Genomic DNA, 20,355 nt, shown 5'->3' on the forward strand with positions numbered 1-20,355 from the left:
ATAATAATATAGGAGAACCAGGTGAAAACCTGTTAACCAAACACTTTAGCAATCAGAACTAGCAGCGATGGCACCTGAAGAAGAAGGTATAGCTGTTAACAATGTTTTTATTGAAGGTGGCGAAATTGGAAGCCTGATGCGATCACTCGATTGGTCGCAGACTGCTTTAGGTTATGTGGCTGATTGGCCCCAGAGCTTACGGAGTGCTATTAGCATCTTACTAGCTTCTAAAGCTCAGATTTGCCTCTTTTGGGGTTCGGAATTAATCACGATTTATAACGATGCCTATCGCCCTGCCCTTGCCTCAAAACATCCTTGGGCGCTCGGTCGCCCTGCTCATGAAGCGTGGAGCGAAGCCTGGAATGTTGTAGAACCTTTACTTAAGGGAGTTGTTGCCACAGGAATTGCATTTTGGGCGCAAGATCATTTATTTTTCTTAAATCGACACGGTTACATTGAGGAAACTTACTTCGATGTCTCCTATGACCCCGTGCGAGACGAGAGCGGGAAAGTTGGCGGAGTCTTTTGTATTGTTAGTGAAACAACAGGACGAGTGCTGGGCGATCGCCGTTTACAAACTCTGAGCTTACTAAGTAGAGAAACGGCTCAAGCAAAGACCACAGAAGCGGCTTGCCTGTCTGCAATTCAAGCTTTAGCAACTAATTCTCATGACATCCCGTTTGCCATGCTGTATCAGGTTGAGCCAGATGGCAGAAGTGCAAAGCTAGTTGGAACTACTCTAAGCGAGGAAACAGGAACAATTCTATCGAGAGTAAATTTAACTCAACAGAGCGATGCATGGAAACTCGCACAAGTTTATCATACCGGGGAAGCAGCAATCGTAGATGATTTGACAAATCAGTTTGAAGCTCTGCCCACAGGAGCTTGGGACAAACCCCCCTCAGTTGCTTGGGTCGTGCCGCTCATCCCACCTGGACAAAAACAAATTTTTGGATTACTAGTATTGGGCATCAATCCTTACCGGGCTTTTGAGGAGGATTACCGAAAGTTTTTCGATTTGCTGGTAGGCAACATGACGATCGCGATCGCTAATGCCCGTGCTTATGAAGAAGAACACAAGCGACTGGAGGCACTAGCAGAACTAGATCGAGCTAAAACGACCTTCTTCAACAACATCAGCCACGAATTTCGCACTCCCCTAACGCTGATGCTGTCGCCACTGAAAGAGACGTTAACTGAATTAGAATTAGACGGAATTCTTCCAGCCAAAGCCCAAGCGCAATTAGAGATGGTACAGCGCAATGGTACACGGCTGCTCAAACTAGTCAATACGCTGTTAGATTTCTCGCGCATTGAAGCCGGACGCACCATAGCTAATTATGAGCCAATTGATTTAGCCACCTATACCGCAGAACTGGCAAGTATTTTCCGGTCTGCTGCTGATTCGGCGGGATTGCAATTAATTGTGGATTGTCCTCCCCTAGCAGAACCCGTTTACGTAGACCGCGAAATGTGGGAGAAGATTGTGTTAAATCTGCTCTCCAATGCATTGAAGTTTACCTTCGTTGGAGAGATTGCGGTTTCTTTGCGCCCGGTTGACATGATGGTATCACTGATAGTGCGCGATACTGGTACTGGAATTCCGGCAGATGAGGTTCCTCGATTATTTGAGCGGTTTTATCGAGTTAAAGGTGTCAAAGGTCGCACCTTTGAGGGTACGGGCATTGGGCTGTCGCTAGTGCAAGAATTAGTCCAGATGCATAGTGGGACAATCACCGTTGACAGCACCTTCGGTCAAGGCAGTACATTTACTGTTCAATTGCCAACTGGAACGGCTCACTTACCCCTAAATTGCCTTAATACTAGTCAAAGCAATGTTTCTACTGCTTCTGGAGCAATGTCTTATGTTGAGGAAGCTTTAGGGTGGCTGCCGAAAGAAACTCTTGAAGAGGAAGAATTCTCCCCTGTTTCTTCTGCCCGGATTTTATTGGTGGATGACAACACCGATATGCGGAATTATTTGCGACGGATTCTTAGCGAATATTATAAAGTGGACGTGGCAATTGATGGTGAAAGCGCTCTAGCTGCCGCGTATAACGATCCGCCTGATTTAATCCTCAGCGATGTCATGATGCCAGGAATGGATGGCATTGAGTTGCTGCGGCAGTTGCGGGCTAATTTAAGAACGCGCGAAATTCCCATTCTGCTACTGTCTGCCCGGGCTGGAGAAGAATCGGCAGTGGAAGGATTGGAGTCTGGGGCAGATGATTACTTGGTGAAGCCATTCAGCCGACGGGAATTACTGGCACGGGTTGCTGCCAATTTAGAGTTGGGACGAGTGCGCCTTGCTTCCAGTCAGGAACGTTTTCGTTTTCTGGCTGAATCCATTCCCCAAATGGTGTGGACAGCCGATGCAATTGGTCGGGTAGATTATTACAGCCCTCGCTGCCTTGACTACACTGGGATGACGCTAGAGCAAATCCAGGGGTTCGGTTGGCAGAACCTTATCCACCCAGAGGAACGAGAACACACCATCTCGACATGGACTCAAGCCGTTCAAATGGGCACAAGCTACGAAGTTGAACATCGCTTGAGACAGGCAGATGGAACCTATCGTTGGCATCTCTCCTGTGCTTTACCAATGCTGAATGAAAACAGTCAAATTATTCGCTGGTATGGCACTTGCACAGATATCAGTGAGCAAAAACTTGCAGAATCAGCCTTACGCCGATCTGAAGAACGCTATCGAACGCTGTTTGAGTCCATTGACGAAGGATTTTGCGTGATCGAAATGCTGTTTGATGAAAACGACACGCCAAACGATTACCGCTTTTTAGAAATCAATGCGTCCTTTGAGAAACAAACAGGACTCAAAGACGTAGAAGGCAAAAAAATACGCGATCTAATTCCGAATCATGACAAGCATTGGTTTGAAATTTACGGCAAAGTAGCCATAACGGGCGAACCCGTTCGCTTTGAGAATAGGGCTGTTGCCCTACAACGTTGGTTCGACGTTTATGCATTCCGCATTGGGCAACCGCAGCAGCGACAAGTCGCCGTCCTTTTCAAGGATATCAGCAATGCCTATGAGCAAGCTACGCAACGCCAACTGGCCGAAGCCGCCCTGCGAGAAAGTGAAGAGTTAAAGCAACGAATTTTGGACAGCAGTCATGATTGCATCAAAGTTTTAACGTTAAATGGGCAGGTACTCTACTTGAATAAAGGCGGGCTGCATCTTCTAGAAATTGATGAGCCTGCGTCCTTTCTTAACGCCGAGTGGATTAGTTTTTGGGAAGGCGAAGACCGAGAAAAGGCCAAAGCGGCGATCGCTACAGCCAAAATAGGTAATGTTGGTCAATTTCAAGGCTACTGTCCCACAGCAAAGGGCAAGCCGAAGTGGTGGGATGTAATTATTACTTCCGTCCGAAATGCATCAGGAATTATTGCACAACTTTTAGTCATCTCACGCGATATTACAAAGCAAAAACAAGCAGAAGCAGAACGCGAACAACTTTTTTTGCGTGAGCAAGCTGCACGTGAACAAGCTCAGACAGCGAATCGAATTAAAGATGAGTTTTTGGCAGTGTTGTCACATGAATTGCGATCGCCCCTCAATCCTATTTTGGGTTGGACTAGGTTGCTTCGCAATGGAACATTAAATGCCGCAAGAACGGCTATTGCTTTGGAAACAATCGAGCGCAATGCCAAACTCCAGGCACAATTAATTGAAGATTTGTTAGATATCTCTCGCATTTTGTCTGGCAAACTCAATTTAGAAATGGCTCCTGTTAACTTGGTATCGACAATTGAAGCGGCTATTGAAACTGTGCGTTTAGCAGCAGAAGCGAAGTCAATTCAAATTGAAAGAGTATTCGACCCAAATATTGGGCAGATTTTGGGAGATTCTGCTCGTTTACAGCAAGTATTTTGGAATTTGCTTACTAACGCTGTAAAATTTAGTTCCACTGGTGGACGAGTCGAAATTCGCTTAGAGTGCCGAGACTCGCAGGCTCAAATTACTGTTAGCGACACGGGTAAAGGTATTAATCCAGACTTTTTACCCTACGTGTTTGAATCCTTTCGTCAGGCGGATGCGACAACAACTAGGAAGTTTAGCGGATTAGGGTTGGGGCTAGCGATCGTCCGTCATCTAGTTGAACTGCATGGAGGTACTGTTCAAGTAGACAGTCCTGGAGAAGGACAGGGAGCCACCTTTAATGTCAGGTTTCCTTTGATGAAAACACTAGGTTCTAGCCAGAAAGCAGAAGAAGACTATTCATTATTGACTTTTAACACCTCACCTCTGACAGGAATACGGTTACTAATTGTTGATGATGATGAAGATATCCGTGATTTTTTGGGCTTTGTTCTTGAGCAGGCGGGAGGAGAGGTTTGTATTGTGACATCGGCAATAGAAGCACTGCAAGCGGTAGAGCAATCACCACCAGATATTTTGTTGAGTGACATTGGAATGCCAGAGATGGATGGCTATATGCTGATTCGACAAATTCGAGCCATGCCACCCGAACAAGGTGGGCGAATTTTGGCTTTAGCTTTGTCGGCTTACGCTGGAGAAGTTAATCGCCAACAAGCTCTAGCCGCCGGATTTCAGGAGCACGTTCCTAAGCCAATAGACCCAGACACATTAATTACAGTCATTCTAGATATAATCGCCAAGAGAAATTAAACCAATTCGCAATTCGCAATTCGCAATGGGCTTCGCCCCGCTACGCTAACGCAATTGCATTTTGTAACAGGGATTTAGACCCCGACACTTTCACGCGCTGCTTGATAGAAGCAGAAGACTTAAACCCCTGATCTCGTTAAATTTTTATTGGAGCAAAGTGACTATGACTACTGCTGTCTTTCTAGAAAATGTCTACAAGTTTTACAACAATATACCTGTAGTCAATGATCTGTCATTCCAAATTGAAGCGGGGGAAATATTTGCTTTACTTGGCCCAAACGGTGCGGGTAAATCCACCACAATTCGGATGCTGACTACACTAACTAAACCCTCCCAAGGACGGATAGAAGTAGGCGGATATGATGTGATGAGCCAAGCAATGCTGGCAAAACAGAGTATTGGCGTAGTCTTGCAACAAGTAAGTGTGGATAATGATTTAAGCGTTTGGGAAAATATGGAACTGCATGGGAGGCTACATCACATTAGCAACCCACAGCGACAAAAACTAATTAATCAATGGCTAGAGTATGTTGAGTTAGCAGAAAAACGTAATGATTTGGTAAAAACTCTGTCTGGGGGTATGAAACGAAGGTTGCAGATTGCCAGAGCTTTATTGCATCAACCGCAAATTCTGTTTTTGGATGAACCAACGGTAGGACTAGACCCCCAAACTAGGCGACGGCTTTGGGAAATTATTCGAGATTTGAATAAGCAGGGAATGACGATGTTACTAACGACCCATTATATGGATGAGGTCGAATTTTTGTGCGATGCTTTTGGTTCTACCAAGCCAGGACGCATCGGTATTATGGATAGTGGTAAGCTGATTTCTTTAGGAACTTTACAACAACTGCGTTCTGCTCACGGTGAAGGTTTGGTGATGAAACAATTAGGTGTATCTGAAGTGGGAAGTGATGGTGCTCGTAGTTGGGAATATTTGTTTTTCCCATCTTTGTCAGCAGCAAATATCTACTTGAATGAACAGCCTGATAAAACCGGAATGATGGTGCGTCCCTCTAACCTGGAAGATATTTTTGTGGAATTAACGGGACGCCAGTTAGATTAATCTCATCCTCCTAACTGTCGCAGCATGGCTTCTACTCTGTTGACGCCATCTGAGTCATTACGCCGCTTGTATAAATCACGGGCTTTCTGAAGCAAGCTGTTTGCTTGTTTGGTTTGTCGGCGCTGTTTATACATCGAACCCATTAACTCATAAGTCTGAGCGTTGTTCTTATCCAATTCGATCGCTTGTTGGTATGCCCAGCTAGCAGCATTATAGTCTCCCATTCGAGATTGCGTCACAGCCAATCCTAAATAGGCGTTAACGTTATTACGGTTCAGCTGTATAGCCCGACGGTAGCCTTCTTTTGCCCCACGGGTGTCGCCCAAATTCGCTTTGATGTAACCCACCGCGTAATAAAAATCACTATTGTTAGGGTTGATAGCGATCGCACGACGATAAGCTGTTAATGCTGCCTGGTAATTTCCCTGTTGTGCGTATAAATAACCAATACCTGAATGAATTTTAGCGTTTTTGGCATCTAGCCTAGCTGCTTGCTGATAAACTGCGATCGCACCACCATAATCGCCCGTATCCACTAACCTCCGTCCTTCTTCTAGTAGTTGCTTTAACTCTGCGTTTTTGCCTTGCGCCACTAATACCTGAGCCTGAGCTACTGAAGGTATAGTTAAAGAAAAACATCCTAATAACAACACACTCAGCACAATTGATGTTGGCTTGTACACAGTAAATTTCCTGAAATTTTTGAGGACTTTTTTCTTGTACATTAAAACAAAAATATGGACTTTTGAAAACTGTATTTCTTCGTATTGATTAAGATGTTAATAATTCATTGATTCTTTCCTTTACATTAGTCGCCACCTACATTACAGGGTTTTTACTGAATGAGGAAGTGTAAGATATCAAGTTTAGATGAAGTTACTTACATATAAATTCGTAGACTAGCAAAATAACACTTTTTTCTCAGTAGTTATACGTGCCACTTATAAAAATTTAACAGGCATCTGGCTTAATTTTAGAAAGCGAGCTACCAATTTTAGAAAATTTAAGATTTATTTCTGTTTATTGTTTTCTGGAACAAATGGCTGACTCTGTATCCAATTATTCACATTTTTATACTACCCTGTAGGAAGTCGCAATTTAGGCATTTATATCCTTTTCTAGACATTACACGGTAAGATAAATTTAACAAGCTAAATATTTTTTTAAATGCTAGTTTTTAGCCAGAGAGTAAGAGTACAAATATGTTCACAATCTAAAATTATGTGAGAGCATATTTATTAAGCTTGTATGAATACAAACTAGTTTTGTATATAAATTTTAATAATAAGTATCAACCTATATACAATCTGGGAGGCTAATTTATGATTATAACTACCACTGATGTAATTCAAGGAGCCGTTATTGAGTCCTATTTAGGCGTTGTGACAGCAGAAGTAGTCTACGGTAGCAATTTCTTGCGGGATTTTCTGGCGGGTATTCGAGATATTATTGGTGGACGCACTGGTAGCTATGAGCGTCTATTTGAGCAGGGTCAACGCAAGGCATTAGAAGAATTAGAACAACGAGCACAACGTTTAGGAGCAAATGCTGTGATTGGTATTGAAATTGATACTGGCACAATCAATCTTGACCAGTCAGGAGTTCTTTTATTGATTACTGCCACAGGTACTGCTGTGAGGATGCGTTAATTTTTGATTCTTCTTAACTTTTGACGATTGTTACAAAGTTTTGTCTTAAGTCTAATTGCTTACAAAATTAAAGCTAGTTTCTCATAATAGTTAATAATTAATTGTGTTTTAATTTAAAAATTTAATGAAAATTTCTTTTCTAAAAAATTATTTAGATATTAAAATTTTTATATTAAAGTTTATTATGATCTGCTTTTTCTGACTAAAGATATACTTATAAAATCTTTCTATTGATAGATATAAAAGTAGATGATTTAGCTATTTAATTTTAAGCATAAACATGAATATACCTGAGAGTAAGCTTTGCTGAAACAGCACTGGAGAACATAAGTTATGTCATACGTAAATCGGACAGGTAATGACGTTATTCCTACTGAGTCTGTGGTAGCAGGCCGAGTAAGTGAGTATCATGATCTTGTTCGCTGGGGGCCGATTATTTCTGGTTTGTTGGTTGCTTTAGCTACTCAATTAATTTTGAGCGCTATAATTGGTGCTTTTGCAGCAGGCGCAGTTGAAGGTTCAGGCGCACCCAGAACAATCGCTCCTAACGCTGCGGGTAATGCGGGGCTTTGGTCAACTATCGCTTTACTAATTTCCCTATTTACTGGTGGTTGGGTTACAGCTCGTGCTTGTGGGCCAATGAACCGCAATACAGCTCTTCTTAACGGTGCAATTCTTTGGGCAACGACTTTAGCAGTTAGTTCATGGCTATTAGCAAGCGGAGTATCTGGTGCTTTTGGTGTTGCTGCTTCTAACGCTGGGGAAGTTATAAATCAGGTACAACAACAAGGTGGTGTTAATGTACCACAAGCAAATATCAGTGCCCAACAAGCTCGTGATGCAGCAGCTAATTTACGTTCGGGATTGTGGTGGTTTGTGTTTGGTTCTTTGTTGGGTTTAATAGCTTCAATGATTGGAGCCGCAACTGGTGCTCGTAGTCCTCGGGCTAACAATTACAATGCTTAAATAATTGTTTGATAAACAAAATAGTATCAACTGTAAAAGCACCTTAAAAAAGGTGCTTTTTGTTTTTATAGTGGTTCCTACATAGGTAAGGTACAGAAATAAATTAACCACAGATAAAGATAGAAGAGGAGGTGATTACTGTTGGCGTTATGTAAAGTTACTTTTAGGCTATACCCGAAATGCAAACTTTAGTACCACAGTTCACCATTTCAGGTATGAATCCTCAATGCCTTGTTCACGTCGAATTTTGCCATCTTTTTCAAACCAGGCAATTACCTGCTGTGCTGTCAAATCTTCAATAGCAACGCCGTACTCTTGGGCGATATGCTTCAAAAGCTTAAGTGATGAAATTGTTAATCTTGTTAAAAATTTTTCTGGGGAAGACAACAAAGCCGCATCTACTTTTGCTGACTCTTCCAGGGTTAAAAATTGTGTTGATGGTTGCTGTGGTGGTACATCCATAAATGAAATGCTATCTCAAATTTAGTTGATTATTAAGTATTGGCTATAGGGGATTAGTTATTAAAAAAACTAAGAACTAATGACGAATTTGCACCAAATAGCCACAACGGTGTTCGCCATCAATAATCCAGTGGGTGCGTTCTACGGTACAATCTGGTAAGACAGCTGCAAACATTTCTAATTCGTGACCACAGATGCTGGGGAAAGACTCGGCAACGTTAGAAATAGCGCAGTTATGCTCCATTAAGATAAAGCGATCGCTCTCAAAAGAGTCATTCACATCAACAGGGTGATACTCCGCCATGAAGCCTTCCGCTTTTCTCAACTCGACTAAGTTGGCTACACGTTCTCGCAACGAACCATTACCCACGCGATCGCGGTATTCTTTAGCTTTGCGCTGCCACTGTTTCTCTAAAATCGATTTAAATTGGTCGTGTCCTACTGTTTCGGCTAAGGTGTCTAGCAGCGAAACCGCAAAATTCCCGTGGCCATCACCAAAGCGATCGCTCATTGTTCGATGCAAGCGATCGCGTCCTTGACGACTCAGTTGATAAAGATGCTGCGGCCGCCCCATCCCCGCCGCCTGCACTGATGTAGAATACAAAACTAGCTCCTCCGTCTCCAAATCTTTGAGATGGCGACGAATAGCTTGAGGGGTAACGTCTAAAACTTCAGCTAGCTCCAAAGCCGTTGCTTTTTCGTGTTTGTGCAGATACTCTAGGATATCTTGCTTGGTTGAGGACTGGTGGGTAGTCGCCATCTTCATGTGGTGCGAGACGTTCAGCGAACGCCCCAAAAATTAATTTCTTTGAAAATTTGACCGTGCCGATTTTGGATTTTGGATTTTGGACTTCGACTTCGCTCAGTCGAACGATTTTGGATTAAAAAAGTTTTCTGGTATGTAGCCTGCTACGCGATCGTCAATCTAAAATCCTTGAGCCAAGCACCTTTGTGGTCTCTTTCAATCCCAAATTGCAAATCTAAAATCCAAAATTGTTTGACTTTGACAACATTGTTGTTGTTAATTTAGCGTAAAATGAAGATAGATTAAACAACATAGCTGTTGTTTTACTCTCCACCACTATTCTAGCAGCCGTGTAACCATTCCGTAACGGTAGATGGGAATCGGCTAAAGAAACCCCGTCTCCCATCCTTATAGAGAGATTCAAGTTCCGAACACGAGAGATTATTACTGATGAGTGCCACTGTCAAAACCTTAGTCAACCAACCCTACAAGTACGGCTTTGTCACGGACATTGAGGCCGACACTATTCCGCGTGGACTAGACGAGGACGTTATCCGCTTGATCTCCTCTAAGAAGAACGAGCCGCAGTTCATGCTGGACTTTCGCCTCAGAGCTTATCGCCAGTGGCAAAAAATGACGGAACCAACTTGGCCGAATGTCAAGTATCCGCCAATAAATTATCAGGATATCATTTATTACTCAGCGCCAAAACGTAAGAAAGAAAAACTAAACAGCTTGGATGAAGTTGATCCAACCCTTTTAGAAACTTTCGAGAAGTTAGGCATTTCCCTATCTGAACAGAAGCGGCTGGCAAATGTCGCCGTTGATGCAATTTTCGATAGCGTTTCTGTCGCCACTACATTTAAAGAAAAGCTAGCAGAAGATGGCGTTATTTTCTGCTCAATTTCGGAAGCGTTGCAAGAACACCCAGAATTGATCCAAAAATACTTGGGTAGCGTTGTTCCTGTAGCTGACAATTATTTTGCTGCCTTGAACGCCGCCGTATTTAGCGATGGTTCTTTTGTCTATATTCCTAAAGGCGTAAAATGCCCAATGGAACTATCTACCTACTTCCGCATCAACTCTGGTGACACGGGACAATTTGAGCGGACTTTGATTGTCGCCGAAGAAGGTAGTTATGTTTCTTACCTTGAAGGTTGCACCGCACCGATGTATGATAGCAACCAATTACACGCCGCCGTTGTGGAACTCGTTGCTCTGGATAACGCCGAAATTAAATATTCCACCGTGCAAAATTGGTACGCTGGCGATGCTAACGGTAAAGGCGGTATTTACAACTTTGTCACCAAACGCGGTTTGTGTCAGGGCGTTAATTCCAAGATTTCCTGGACTCAAGTAGAAACAGGTTCGGCAATTACTTGGAAATATCCTAGCTGTGTTTTGGTGGGTGATAACTCTGTGGGTGAGTTTTACTCGGTGGCGCTGACAAATAATATGCAGCAAGCTGATACGGGTACAAAGATGATTCACGTTGGTAAGAATACCCGCAGCACAATTATTTCTAAAGGAATCTCCGCAGGTAATTCTAGTAATAGTTACCGGGGTTTGGTGAAAGTAAATCCGACGGCTAAAGGCGCGAGAAATTATTCTCAGTGCGACTCGATGCTGATTGGGGATAATGCCCATGCCAATACTTTCCCTTATATCCAAGTGCAAAATAATACTGGGAAAGTGGAGCATGAAGCTTCTACTTCTAAGATTGGGGAAGATCAACTATTCTACTTTGCTCAACGGGGTATTTCAGCAGAAGATGCCATTTCGATGATGGTTAGCGGCTTCTGTAAGGATGTTTTCAATCAGCTACCGATGGAGTTTGCTGTGGAAGCTGATAAGTTGTTGAGTTTGAAGTTGGAAGGCAGTGTTGGATAAATGGAAGCAAGGATAAACACAGGGACATCGGCGTTCTGTGTTTATCTTTTGGAAGAATGACGAACCGCGAAGGGCGCGAAGGGCGCAAAGAAAGAGAAGGGAGAGAAGGGAGAGAAGATGATTATTGAAAATAGTGAAGTTGTGCTGTCAGTACGGAATCTGACGGCTAATGTTGATGGGACACCGATTTTGAAAGGTGTGAATCTGGAGGTGCGATCGGGTGAAATTCATGCGATCATGGGGCCGAATGGTTCTGGTAAGAGTACTTTTTCTAAGGTGTTGGCTGGACATCCGGCGTATGAGGTGACTGGCGGTGAAGTGATTTTCCAGGGGCAAAATCTGCTGGAATTGGAACCGGAAGAACGCGCTAGAAGTGGTGTATTTTTGGCGTTTCAGTATCCGTTAGAAATTCCAGGTGTGAGCAATTTGGATTTCTTGCGGGTGGCGTACAATTCCCGTCGGAAGGCGCAAGGTTTAGAGGAAATAGACGCTTTTGATTTTGACGATTTGATTGAGGAAAAGCTGGATGTAGTGAAGATGAATGCCAGTTTTCTCAGTCGCAGTTTGAATGAAGGGTTTTCTGGTGGTGAAAAGAAGCGGAATGAAATTCTGCAAATGGCGCTGTTGGAACCAAAGTTAGGAATTTTGGATGAAACAGACTCGGGTTTGGATATTGACGCGCTCCGAATTGTGGCGAATGGCGTAAATCAACTGGCAAGTCCAGACAATTCCACAATTTTGATTACTCACTATCAGCGATTACTCGATTATATTGTGCCTGATTTTGTCCATGTGATGGCGCAGGGGCAGATTATTACGAGTGGTGGTAAGGAACTGGCGTTGGAATTAGAGTCTCGCGGTTATGACTGGGTGCTGGCAGAATTTGCAGCTGCTGAGGTGGGTGTGTAATGACTATTCAAGTATCTCCTAGTCCAATTCCTAATTCCAATGTAGTTAGTTTGACATCAATGTTAGATAGAGATGATTATCTGACTGGGTTGTTAAATCAAGTAACGGCAACGAAAACAGAAGGTTGGTTGCAGGAATTACGCGAAAGTGCTGCAAATTGGGTACGTCATGCGACTATCCCGACTACCCGCGAGGAAGAATGGCGGTTTACTGATTTATCGTCTTTGCGAAAGGTGCAATTTAATGTAGAGACGGGAAATTTCGCGTCTGTCGCGTCTGTAGAATTTGATATTTTGCCAGAGACGGCTAATAGTCGTTTGGTATTTGTTAATGGCGTTTTTGCGCCGGAGTTATCAGCAGTTTCAGATTTGCCATCTGGAATTGTGGTGAGTAATTTGGCTGGTTTGTCTGCGGTTGAGCAGGAAGGTGTACAACAGTATTTAGCTCAAGCTGAGGGAGCGCAGGAGGTTTTTACTGCTCTCAATACGGCTGGAATAACTGATGCTGCTGTGGTGTGGGTGAAGAAGAATGTGGTAGTTGAAACGCCAATTCATTTGGTGTTTATTTCAGTTGCGGGTGAGACGGCGACGATTTCACAGCCGCGTTGTTTGGTGGTGGCGGAAAGTGGTTCGCAGGTGACGTTGGTTGAGGAGTATGTGGCAGGCAAGATGCCTACCCCACAAGAGGGAGGAGTATATTTCACCAATGCGGTTACAGAAGTGTGGGTTGGTGACAATGCCCAAGTTAGTCACACTAGGGTTGAGTGGGAAGGTGCAGAGGCTTTTCATATTGGGAAAACTGCGATCGCACAGTCCCGTGATAGTCGATATACTTGTCATGCCATAACTCTAGGTGCAAAGTTGTCACGGCACAATTTAGAAATTTTGCAAACTGGTGAGCAGACAGAAACTACTCTCAATGGTTTGACGATAATTTCTGGTAAGCAATTGTCTGATACTCACAGTGCGATCGCACTCAATTATCCCCACGGTACAAGTGACCAATTGCATAAATGTATTGTAGGCGATCGCGCTCATGCGGTATTCAATGGTAAAGTTTTTGTACCCAAACCAGCGCAGTTGACAAATGCATCCCAGTTGAATCGCAATTTGCTGCTATCGTCTAAAGCCAGAGTTGATACTAAACCCCAATTGGAAATTACTGCGGATAATGTCAAATGCGCTCACGGTGCTACCGTTAGCCAATTAGAAGATGACGAAATATTCTATCTGCAAAGTCGGGGAATTGATGAAAACGATGCTCGAAAGTTGTTAATTAACGCCTTCGCTGCTGAAGTTATCAACAAAATACCAGTCCCCTCTCTGCGAGAAATCCTTTTAAACACAGTGAATAATCTCAAGTCCCTGACTAATGAGTAATAACTAATCTACCAATGACTTTTACTCCTACCAAAACCCTTGCTGATAAAGTTCGCGTTGACTTCCCGATATTGCATCAGGAAGTCAACGAAAAACCCCTGGTTTATCTCGATAATGCTGCGACATCGCAGAAGCCTTTGTTCGTATTAAATACCCTACGGGATTATTACGAGCAATATAATGCTAACGTGCATCGAGGTGCCCATTCTCTGAGTGCTAAAGCTACTGATGCTTATGAAGGCGCTAGAGATAAAGTTGCCAAATTCATCAACGCTGCATCGCGTCAGGAAATTGTCTACACTCGCAACGCAAGTGAGGCGATTAATCTCGTAGCTTATAGCTGGGGAATGAATAATTTGCAGCCTGGGGATGAAATTATTCTGTCGGTGATGGAACACCACAGTAATATTGTACCTTGGCAATTGGTGGCGCAAAAAACGGGTGCAGTATTGAAGTTTGTAGAATTAACATCAGAAGAAACTTTTGATTTGTCACAGTTTAAACAACTGATTTCTGACAAAACAAAATTAGTATCGGTGGTGCATATTTCTAATACTTTGGGTTGTATTAATCCAGTGCAAGAAATTGCTGCGATCGCTCACAAATACGGTGCTAAATTCTTAGTTGATGCTTGCCAAAGTGTTCCTCATTACCCTATAGATGTGCAAAAAATAGATTGTGATTGGTTGGTAGCATCCGGTCATAAAATGTGCGCTCCAACTGGGATAGGATTTTTGTATGGCAAGTTAGGATTATTAGAATCAATGCCACCATTTTTTGGTGGTGGTGAGATGATTGCAGAGGTGTATTTAGACCATTCCACCTATGCAGAATTACCACATAAATTTGAAGCTGGTACACCTGCAATTGGGGAAGCGATCGCACTTGGTGCTGCAATAGATTATCTTAGCAGTATCGGCATGGATAAAATCCACGCCTACGAAGCAGAATTAACGGCTTATTTGTTCCAACAATTAGAGCAAATTCCCCAAATTAGAATTTACGGCCCCAAACCAAATGCGAAAGGTGAAGGGAGAGCCGCTCTTGCGTCCTTTACAGCCGGAGAAGTCCACGCCAACGACTTATCTACATTATTAGATCAAGAAGGCGTTGCCATCCGTTCTGGACACCACTGCACACAACCATTACACCGTTACTTAGGTCTTGCTGCAACCGCACGAGCAAGTCTATCTTTCTACAATACCCGCGAAGAAATTGATATTTTCATCAAAGCACTAAAAGAAACTCTCGACTTTTTCGCAGGTTTACTTGCTTAAAGTTACAAAATATTCAGACAGTAATTGTGCCAAATATCAGCAACATATCTTGCTAATAGTTGGCACAATTTAATTATCTGGATTATTTACAGGAGCAACTAAAGTGTCATACAGCGACTTTACTTTAGACAGAGTTAGAAAAACCTTTGACCTAACTATTTCTGATAAAGTTGATATATTTGCATCTGTACATGAAGTAGAGTGTCCACCATTACTTGTAGAAGTCTTGCGGGAAAATGTACCTTTAGCTCTTGCTAGTAATACTGAGAAATCCCGTTCAGAGATGATTATTGCGCCTATTTTAATTGCTGTAAGAAAATATTTAAATAATCAAATAAGTCTATTTTCTGGTATCGATTTTACAGTTGATTCCGCACAAGGTTTAAACGGAAATTGCGATTTTATTATTAGCCGTTCACCAGAGTTACTAATTCTGAATGCACCAGTTGTCACAATTGTAGAAGCTAAGAAAGAAAATATTAATGCAGGATTAGGTCAGTGTGTAGCAGAAATGTTAGCAGCTAAATTGTTTAATGAACGTGAGGGTAATAACATTCAGGCAATTTATGGAACTGTCACCACTGGAACTAACTGGAAGTTTTTAAAACTTATTGGGCAAGTGATTGAAATTGACTTGAGCGAATATTATATTAATGACATAGGTAAAATTATCGGGATTTTATCTAATATCCTGACAGAAGAAGTATTGTAATATGCTTGTAAAGTCAACGCCTGCTGAACAAAGAACAGTGCTACACAACGTTAGCTGGGAAACCTTTGAAGCCTTGCTGAGAGATACAGGTGAGCATAGAGGTTCTCGGTTTGCTTATGACTGCGGTGTTTTAGAAATCATGACTCCACTTTTTGAACACGAAAATCCTAAAATTCAGTTTGACCGATTGATATTTGCTTTAGCAGTAGAATTAAAAACTAAAATTAGAAGTGCTGGTTCTACAACATTAAAACGTCAACCAATAACAAAGGGAATAGAACCCGATAGTTGCTATTATATTCAAAATGAGCCACTAATTAGAGGTAAACAAGAATTAGATTTAAGAACAGACCCGGCGCCGGATTTAGCAGTTGAAATTGATATTACTAGCAGTTCTGTTAATAAATTTAATATTTATGCGGCTTTAGGTGTAGGAGAACTATGGAGATATGACGGTGAAGTTTTAAAATTTTATCAACTAACAGAAAGCAACTATATTGATATTAAATTGAGCATAGCTTTTCCTTTAATTTCTGTTAATGATATGAATAGATTTATCCAGCAAAGTAAAACTATGGATGAAATTGATCTGGTGCAATCCTTCCGTACTTGGGTGCAGGGAAAGATAGGGTAAAGCGTACCTCATTGATAAATATAATTACTGGCTTATTTTTGATATATGCTTGTCAAGTCAACGGTTAGTGAACAAAGAACAGTGCTACATAACATTAGCTGGGAAACCTTTGAAGCCTTGTTGAGAGATACAGGTGAAGATAGAGGTTCTCGGTTTGCTTATGATTGCGGTGTTTTAGAAATTATGACTCCACTTTTTGAACACGAAAACCCCAAAAGTAATTTTCATCAATCTACTCTCTTAGTCAAATTTATAGAAAAATTGAGGTGGCAGACATAGTATTTCCAAGCAAATTAAAAACTAATTAAAAAACAAGAATACATTTTATGGCTGAAAATTCAATCAAATCTGTCATAACATATAAAATTGATTGTGCAAATGCTAATGCTACGCAAAAAAGATTCGTATAACCAAGCTAGGATGGCTTTGAGCAAACAGGGACTAGCTACTAAAATAATGATTCAGTAATAAAAAACGAGTAAGCTTATATACAAGCAATTATATTAATAACAACTATGCACCCTATATTAAAAGTCGATATTTGCAAACGAAGTGTATCTGAACGTATACAACTTGCCGAGGACTTATGGGACAGCATTCTTACCACACCAGATAAAGTTCCTCTCAACGATGAGCAAAAACAAGAATTAGATAGACGCTTGGAGATACATGGCCAAAACCCAAACCAAGGTTCAACCTGGCAATCCGTGAAGCAAAGACTAGGTTTATTTGAATGAACTATTAGTTAATAAAAACGATCGCACCCCACAAAATTAACTCAAAGAATCTGGATCTATCCCTAACTTTCGCAATTCTTCTGCCAACCTTTGAGCGCGTTGTTCAGCAGCGATCGCTCGTTCTTCTGTTATTAGATATCTGACTCCTTGTTTGTCATACCAATACAACCAATCCCGCGTAATTCCCTGATAGGTTCCCCGTTCATAACCAATTGCTAAACCTATCTCTGATAACCAAACTAAATTTCCTGGCTGCAATACATATTCACCATTTACAAAGCGATAAACTTCTAAAGGTGGTTTTCTCCGACGTTGGGGATTGTAAACAACATAATATAAAATCTCCATCTCAGCATAAAGTTTCTTTTTGCTGGTGTATTCCCCACGCCGTCTGTGAGAAACAACTTCTAATGCCATAATTGGTATCACCTTTTCTTCCCACAACACATAACTTAAACGCAAGTTCTCATCAAAAACTCGCTCGACTCCTAAACTTAAAAACCCATCAGGGACAATCGGCGGTAATTCGGGATCGTAATATATCCCCATATCAACGCCAAAAAACCAGTCCATCCGACTTGTCTACAGCCAAGCTAAGATGGCTTCTAGCAAGCCAGGAATCAAATGTTGTAGTTGATTATCCACAGGTTCATCGTCAGAATCTGGCAGATCCTCGGCGGAGGGTAAGCAGTGCAATGGGTTGTAATTTAACATGGTGGGTGCGTAGGCGTAGCCCGTCGTAGACATCGCAAACTTATAATATTGATGATATCTATCCACCTCTGACTTTTTCTTGCGATAATTCCCAAGGGGGACGCGCTCTCCATTGGCTACTAAAAGAGGGATAGATGACACTCAAGCGATTAGTTTTAATTTTTATACTGACGCCGATAGCAGTTCTCTTGGCAGTTTCGGCTTTATTCAGTAGTTGGCAAGAACCTCAGTTTCAAAGTCGCCTGGAACTATACCAAACTAATATTGCTCTACAAGCCCAGGCTTGGCAATCAGAAAATAACAGCGATAACAATCTCAAAGCAGTTCAAGAAGCAATACTTGGTGAGCAACCCCTGGAGGGCGCTACAAAGCAATATGAAGAGGCGCGTCAATCAGTTGCAGCTAATTTAGACAAAGTTAACAATAAACTTACACAATTACGCTCTCAACCTGAAATAACTCCCATACCTCCGAAACCTCTACCGGACGTTCCTCCCACTACTAAAACTTCTAAACAGGGACAGCAACAGTTACAGGAGTCCCTCAAGCAATTACAAAAATTACTGGCTGAATTAGACTTGCGTCTGGGAATTTTACAAGCACAGCAAGGACAGACGGATACAGCTCTCAAAACTTGGAGTGAATTACAACAACGCTCAGATATCAATCCAGAATTTGGAGAAACCGCAGCTGTATTAAGTGGACTGTGGAGCAATCCTCCTCGTCTGCTCCAAAATTCTCAAGAACGGATTCAAAAGAATTTAGAAGGTTGGTTTCGCTCTACTGCTTTGGTTCAGCTATACCAACTCCAGCAACGACAAGACGCTTTATCAGCAGTTAAAGCTGCACAACAAGAAGCTGCTGCTCAAGCAGTGATCAAATTAGCAGTTATTGGCACTATCCCCACTTTGGCAGCTTTAACTGGTCTAATACTACTGATTTTTTTAGTTGCTCAACGCTTGTTGAAAGGAAAAGCTTCGTTACTAGCTCAAAATGCTGATGTCCCTTGGTCAACACCTTGGGATGGTGAAACGATTTTGCAGGTTTTTATCGTCGGCTTTTTCTTCATGGGGCAAATTTTTGTCCCTTTATTACTATCGCTCCTCCCTATCCCTCGTCCTGTGGGTGATGTGCGACTTCAGGCTTTTTATGTTTTAGTTAGTTACTTACTGGTAGCATCGGGTGCGTTGTTAGTGCTGTATTTTTCTCTCAAGCGCTTTTTTCCATTACCAGAATTTTGGTTTCGCTTCCGTTTTCAAGATAATTGGTTCTTGTGGGGATTAGGAGGCTATTGCGCGGCTTTACCTATAGTTGTGATAGTATCTTTAATCAATCAACAGCTATGGCAAGGACAGGGTGGTAGTAACCCTTTGTTGCAATTAGCCCTAGAAAGCCAAGATGGTGTAGCACTTGGCATATTTTTCTTTACAGCAGCGATCGCTGCTCCATTTTTTGAAGAAATTCTGTTTCGCGGCTTTTTGCTACCCTCTCTGACTCGCTACTTACCCGTGTGGGGAGCAATTTTTACAAGTGCTTTGTTGTTTGCGATCGCTCACCTCAGCTTGTCGGAAATTCTTCCTCTGACTGCATTGGGCATTGTCTTAGGAGTAGTTTACACGCGATCACGCAACCTCCTTGCTCCTATGCTCCTCCATAGCCTCTGGAATAGCGGTACATTATTAAGTCTATTTGTTTTAGGTAGCAATTAATACTAATATATTACAGTTGCCAAAAAGATAGATATCTGATTCTATCTGCATAGGTAAGAACAGTTTACTAGTCATCTCTCGTTATTAGTGCGATCGCGTTTCACCCCTGATGGAAGCGACGTCTACGACGGGCTATTCGGTGTAAAAAAAATCCGGAAATAATACTGATGGACATGTAAAAAGTGGTGTAGCAGTTTTCGCTAACTATGGAGGTTTATTCTTTTCAAGATAAAACGAAATTGCTGCACCAGGGTTTGCAATCGTCAAACCTACCAAAAGTTATTAAGGAACGTCAGATTTCCCGGCTATGCGGGAAAACACTTTAGCGTCCCATCTGGAATAGAAGTACGCTGATTTTGCTTATTTCTGTTGAGTTTTACTTGTACTTAAAAAATTAAAAATATATGTATTAAGCAAGTAAATGTATTTGTTTTGATTAAAATAAAGATTTTATTTTTATACCTCACTTATCAAGGAGCAGCACTATGTCAAATTTCAACCCCAGTCACCCTACCAAACAACTTCTAGCTGGTTACTGTGCCATCATCCTTGGAGGATTTGGGGTTCATAAATTTATTTTAGGATACGCTCCACAAGGCTTTATCATGTTGGTGATTTCTGTAGTCGGAGGTTCTTTCACCTATGGAATTGCCTTGTTAATTATGGTACTTGTAGGTTTAATTGAAGGCATGATTTACTTGAATAAGTCTCCTGAAGAATTTGTAAATACCTACTTTGTGAATAAACAGGGCTGGTTCTAAAAACTTATAAGTAAGTGGATTAAATTAAATATAAAATTTCAGCCATTGCCCAATTGCGGTATGAATCCAGATGTAGAGACGTTGCATTGCAACGTCT

16 protein-coding genes and 2 pseudogenes are annotated in these 20,355 nt (G+C 41.9%); 14 read left to right on the plus strand and 4 right to left on the minus strand.

Annotated elements, in window-relative coordinates; genetic code table 11:
* Positions 1 to 67 precede the first annotated feature (67 nt).
* Both RMZ43_RS30095 and RMZ43_RS30100 read left to right on the plus strand, forming a co-directional pair.
* Positions 68 to 4,648, plus strand: a complete 4,581-nt coding sequence (locus RMZ43_RS30095) for an ATP-binding protein (RefSeq protein ID WP_322652388.1) — start codon at positions 68 to 70, stop codon at positions 4,646 to 4,648.
* A 163-nt stretch (positions 4,649 to 4,811) separates the two neighbouring features.
* Positions 4,812 to 5,714 (plus strand): ABC transporter ATP-binding protein, encoded by a 903-nt coding sequence (locus RMZ43_RS30100; RefSeq protein WP_322652387.1) that lies wholly within the window; start codon positions 4,812 to 4,814, stop codon positions 5,712 to 5,714.
* A 2-nt stretch (positions 5,715 to 5,716) separates the two neighbouring features.
* On the opposite strand, the gene RMZ43_RS30105 is transcribed toward RMZ43_RS30100, so the two are convergent.
* Complete coding sequence (locus RMZ43_RS30105; protein WP_322652386.1) at positions 5,717 to 6,397, minus strand: tetratricopeptide repeat protein; 681 nt, start codon at positions 6,395 to 6,397, stop codon at positions 5,717 to 5,719.
* Between the two features lie 639 nt (positions 6,398 to 7,036).
* Here RMZ43_RS30105 and RMZ43_RS30110 point away from each other — a divergent pair.
* Together RMZ43_RS30110 and RMZ43_RS30115 are read left to right on the plus strand one after the other, a co-directional pair.
* Positions 7,037 to 7,363 (plus strand): YbjQ family protein, encoded by a 327-nt coding sequence (locus RMZ43_RS30110; protein WP_322647774.1) that lies wholly within the window; start codon positions 7,037 to 7,039, stop codon positions 7,361 to 7,363.
* A 333-nt stretch (positions 7,364 to 7,696) separates the two neighbouring features.
* Positions 7,697 to 8,329, plus strand: coding sequence for a hypothetical protein (locus RMZ43_RS30115; protein WP_322647773.1), 633 nt, complete (start codon positions 7,697 to 7,699; stop codon positions 8,327 to 8,329).
* Positions 8,330 to 8,530: 201 nt separating this feature from the next.
* Here the strand turns inward: RMZ43_RS30115 and RMZ43_RS30120 are convergent, their stop codons facing one another.
* Together RMZ43_RS30120 and sufR are read right to left on the minus strand one after the other, a co-directional pair.
* A complete protein-coding gene (locus tag RMZ43_RS30120; RefSeq protein ID WP_322647768.1) occupies positions 8,531 to 8,791 on the minus strand; it encodes a hypothetical protein in 261 nt (86 codons plus the stop codon).
* Between the two features lie 76 nt (positions 8,792 to 8,867).
* The gene (gene sufR, locus RMZ43_RS30125; protein ID WP_322647767.1) at positions 8,868 to 9,551 is read right to left on the minus strand and encodes an iron-sulfur cluster biosynthesis transcriptional regulator SufR; all 684 of its coding nucleotides are present in this window, start codon (positions 9,549 to 9,551) and stop codon (positions 8,868 to 8,870) included.
* A 435-nt stretch (positions 9,552 to 9,986) separates the two neighbouring features.
* Between sufR and sufB the strand changes: the two genes are divergently transcribed.
* The 8 genes and pseudogenes from sufB to RMZ43_RS30165 all read left to right on the plus strand — a co-directional run bounded on the left by sufB (position 9,987) and on the right by RMZ43_RS30165 (position 17,074).
* The gene (sufB, locus tag RMZ43_RS30130) at positions 9,987 to 11,426 is read left to right on the plus strand and encodes a Fe-S cluster assembly protein SufB (protein ID WP_322652385.1); all 1,440 of its coding nucleotides are present in this window, start codon (positions 9,987 to 9,989) and stop codon (positions 11,424 to 11,426) included.
* Positions 11,427 to 11,543: 117 nt separating this feature from the next.
* A complete protein-coding gene (sufC, locus tag RMZ43_RS30135) occupies positions 11,544 to 12,335 on the plus strand; it encodes a Fe-S cluster assembly ATPase SufC (protein ID WP_322647765.1) in 792 nt (263 codons plus the stop codon).
* Positions 12,335 to 13,714, plus strand: coding sequence for a Fe-S cluster assembly protein SufD (gene sufD, locus RMZ43_RS30140; RefSeq protein ID WP_322652384.1), 1,380 nt, complete (start codon positions 12,335 to 12,337; stop codon positions 13,712 to 13,714). Before sufC ends, sufD begins: the two co-directional genes overlap by 1 nt.
* 14 nt (positions 13,715 to 13,728) lie before the next feature.
* Complete coding sequence (locus RMZ43_RS30145) at positions 13,729 to 14,991, plus strand: cysteine desulfurase (protein ID WP_322652383.1); 1,263 nt, start codon at positions 13,729 to 13,731, stop codon at positions 14,989 to 14,991.
* A 103-nt stretch (positions 14,992 to 15,094) separates the two neighbouring features.
* Positions 15,095 to 15,703, plus strand: coding sequence for a hypothetical protein (locus RMZ43_RS30150; RefSeq protein ID WP_322647762.1), 609 nt, complete (start codon positions 15,095 to 15,097; stop codon positions 15,701 to 15,703).
* A 1-nt stretch (position 15,704) separates the two neighbouring features.
* Positions 15,705 to 16,337: a Uma2 family endonuclease gene (locus RMZ43_RS30155; RefSeq protein ID WP_322652382.1), complete on the plus strand. Its 633-nt coding sequence runs from the start codon at positions 15,705 to 15,707 to the stop codon at positions 16,335 to 16,337.
* A 45-nt stretch (positions 16,338 to 16,382) separates the two neighbouring features.
* Positions 16,383 to 16,601: pseudogene (locus tag RMZ43_RS30160) on the plus strand (Uma2 family endonuclease); the annotation flags it as partial.
* Between the two features lie 251 nt (positions 16,602 to 16,852).
* Complete coding sequence (locus tag RMZ43_RS30165; RefSeq protein ID WP_322647760.1) at positions 16,853 to 17,074, plus strand: addiction module protein; 222 nt, start codon at positions 16,853 to 16,855, stop codon at positions 17,072 to 17,074.
* Between the two features lie 36 nt (positions 17,075 to 17,110).
* Here the strand turns inward: RMZ43_RS30165 and RMZ43_RS30170 are convergent.
* Positions 17,111 to 17,788, minus strand: a pseudogene (locus tag RMZ43_RS30170) (Uma2 family endonuclease).
* Between the two features lie 134 nt (positions 17,789 to 17,922).
* Between RMZ43_RS30170 and RMZ43_RS30175 the strand changes: the two are divergent.
* Together RMZ43_RS30175 and RMZ43_RS30180 are read left to right on the plus strand one after the other, a co-directional pair.
* Entirely contained in the window at positions 17,923 to 19,497 is a 1,575-nt protein-coding gene (locus RMZ43_RS30175; RefSeq protein WP_322652381.1) for a CPBP family intramembrane glutamic endopeptidase, read from the plus strand.
* 485 nt (positions 19,498 to 19,982) lie between these two features.
* Entirely contained in the window at positions 19,983 to 20,258 is a 276-nt protein-coding gene (locus tag RMZ43_RS30180; RefSeq protein WP_322652380.1) for a TM2 domain-containing protein, read from the plus strand.
* Positions 20,259 to 20,355 lie beyond the last annotated feature (97 nt).

The organism is Nostoc sp. CmiVER01 (assembly GCF_034531135.2).
Taxonomy (GTDB): domain Bacteria; phylum Cyanobacteriota; class Cyanobacteriia; order Cyanobacteriales; family Nostocaceae; genus Nostoc.

What these genes read in the sequence shown, in the direction of transcription:
- RMZ43_RS30095 (WP_322652388.1), top strand. Translation starts at nt 68, where the DNA reads ATGGCACCTGAAGAAGAAGGTATAGCTGTTAACAATGTTTTTATTGAA.
- RMZ43_RS30100 (WP_322652387.1), top strand. Translation starts at nt 4,812, where the DNA reads ATGACTACTGCTGTCTTTCTAGAAAATGTCTACAAGTTTTACAACAAT.
- RMZ43_RS30110 (WP_322647774.1), top strand. Translation starts at nt 7,037, where the DNA reads ATGATTATAACTACCACTGATGTAATTCAAGGAGCCGTTATTGAGTCC.
- RMZ43_RS30115 (WP_322647773.1), top strand. Translation starts at nt 7,697, where the DNA reads ATGTCATACGTAAATCGGACAGGTAATGACGTTATTCCTACTGAGTCT.
- RMZ43_RS30120 (WP_322647768.1), bottom strand. Translation starts at nt 8,791, where the DNA reads ATGGATGTACCACCACAGCAACCATCAACACAATTTTTAACCCTGGAA.
- sufR (WP_322647767.1), bottom strand. Translation starts at nt 9,551, where the DNA reads ATGGCGACTACCCACCAGTCCTCAACCAAGCAAGATATCCTAGAGTAT.
- sufB (WP_322652385.1), top strand. Translation starts at nt 9,987, where the DNA reads ATGAGTGCCACTGTCAAAACCTTAGTCAACCAACCCTACAAGTACGGC.
- sufC (WP_322647765.1), top strand. Translation starts at nt 11,544, where the DNA reads ATGATTATTGAAAATAGTGAAGTTGTGCTGTCAGTACGGAATCTGACG.
- sufD (WP_322652384.1), top strand. Translation starts at nt 12,335, where the DNA reads ATGACTATTCAAGTATCTCCTAGTCCAATTCCTAATTCCAATGTAGTT.
- RMZ43_RS30145 (WP_322652383.1), top strand. Translation starts at nt 13,729, where the DNA reads ATGACTTTTACTCCTACCAAAACCCTTGCTGATAAAGTTCGCGTTGAC.
- RMZ43_RS30155 (WP_322652382.1), top strand. Translation starts at nt 15,705, where the DNA reads ATGCTTGTAAAGTCAACGCCTGCTGAACAAAGAACAGTGCTACACAAC.
- RMZ43_RS30165 (WP_322647760.1), top strand. Translation starts at nt 16,853, where the DNA reads ATGCACCCTATATTAAAAGTCGATATTTGCAAACGAAGTGTATCTGAA.
- RMZ43_RS30175 (WP_322652381.1), top strand. Translation starts at nt 17,923, where the DNA reads ATGACACTCAAGCGATTAGTTTTAATTTTTATACTGACGCCGATAGCA.
- RMZ43_RS30180 (WP_322652380.1), top strand. Translation starts at nt 19,983, where the DNA reads ATGTCAAATTTCAACCCCAGTCACCCTACCAAACAACTTCTAGCTGGT.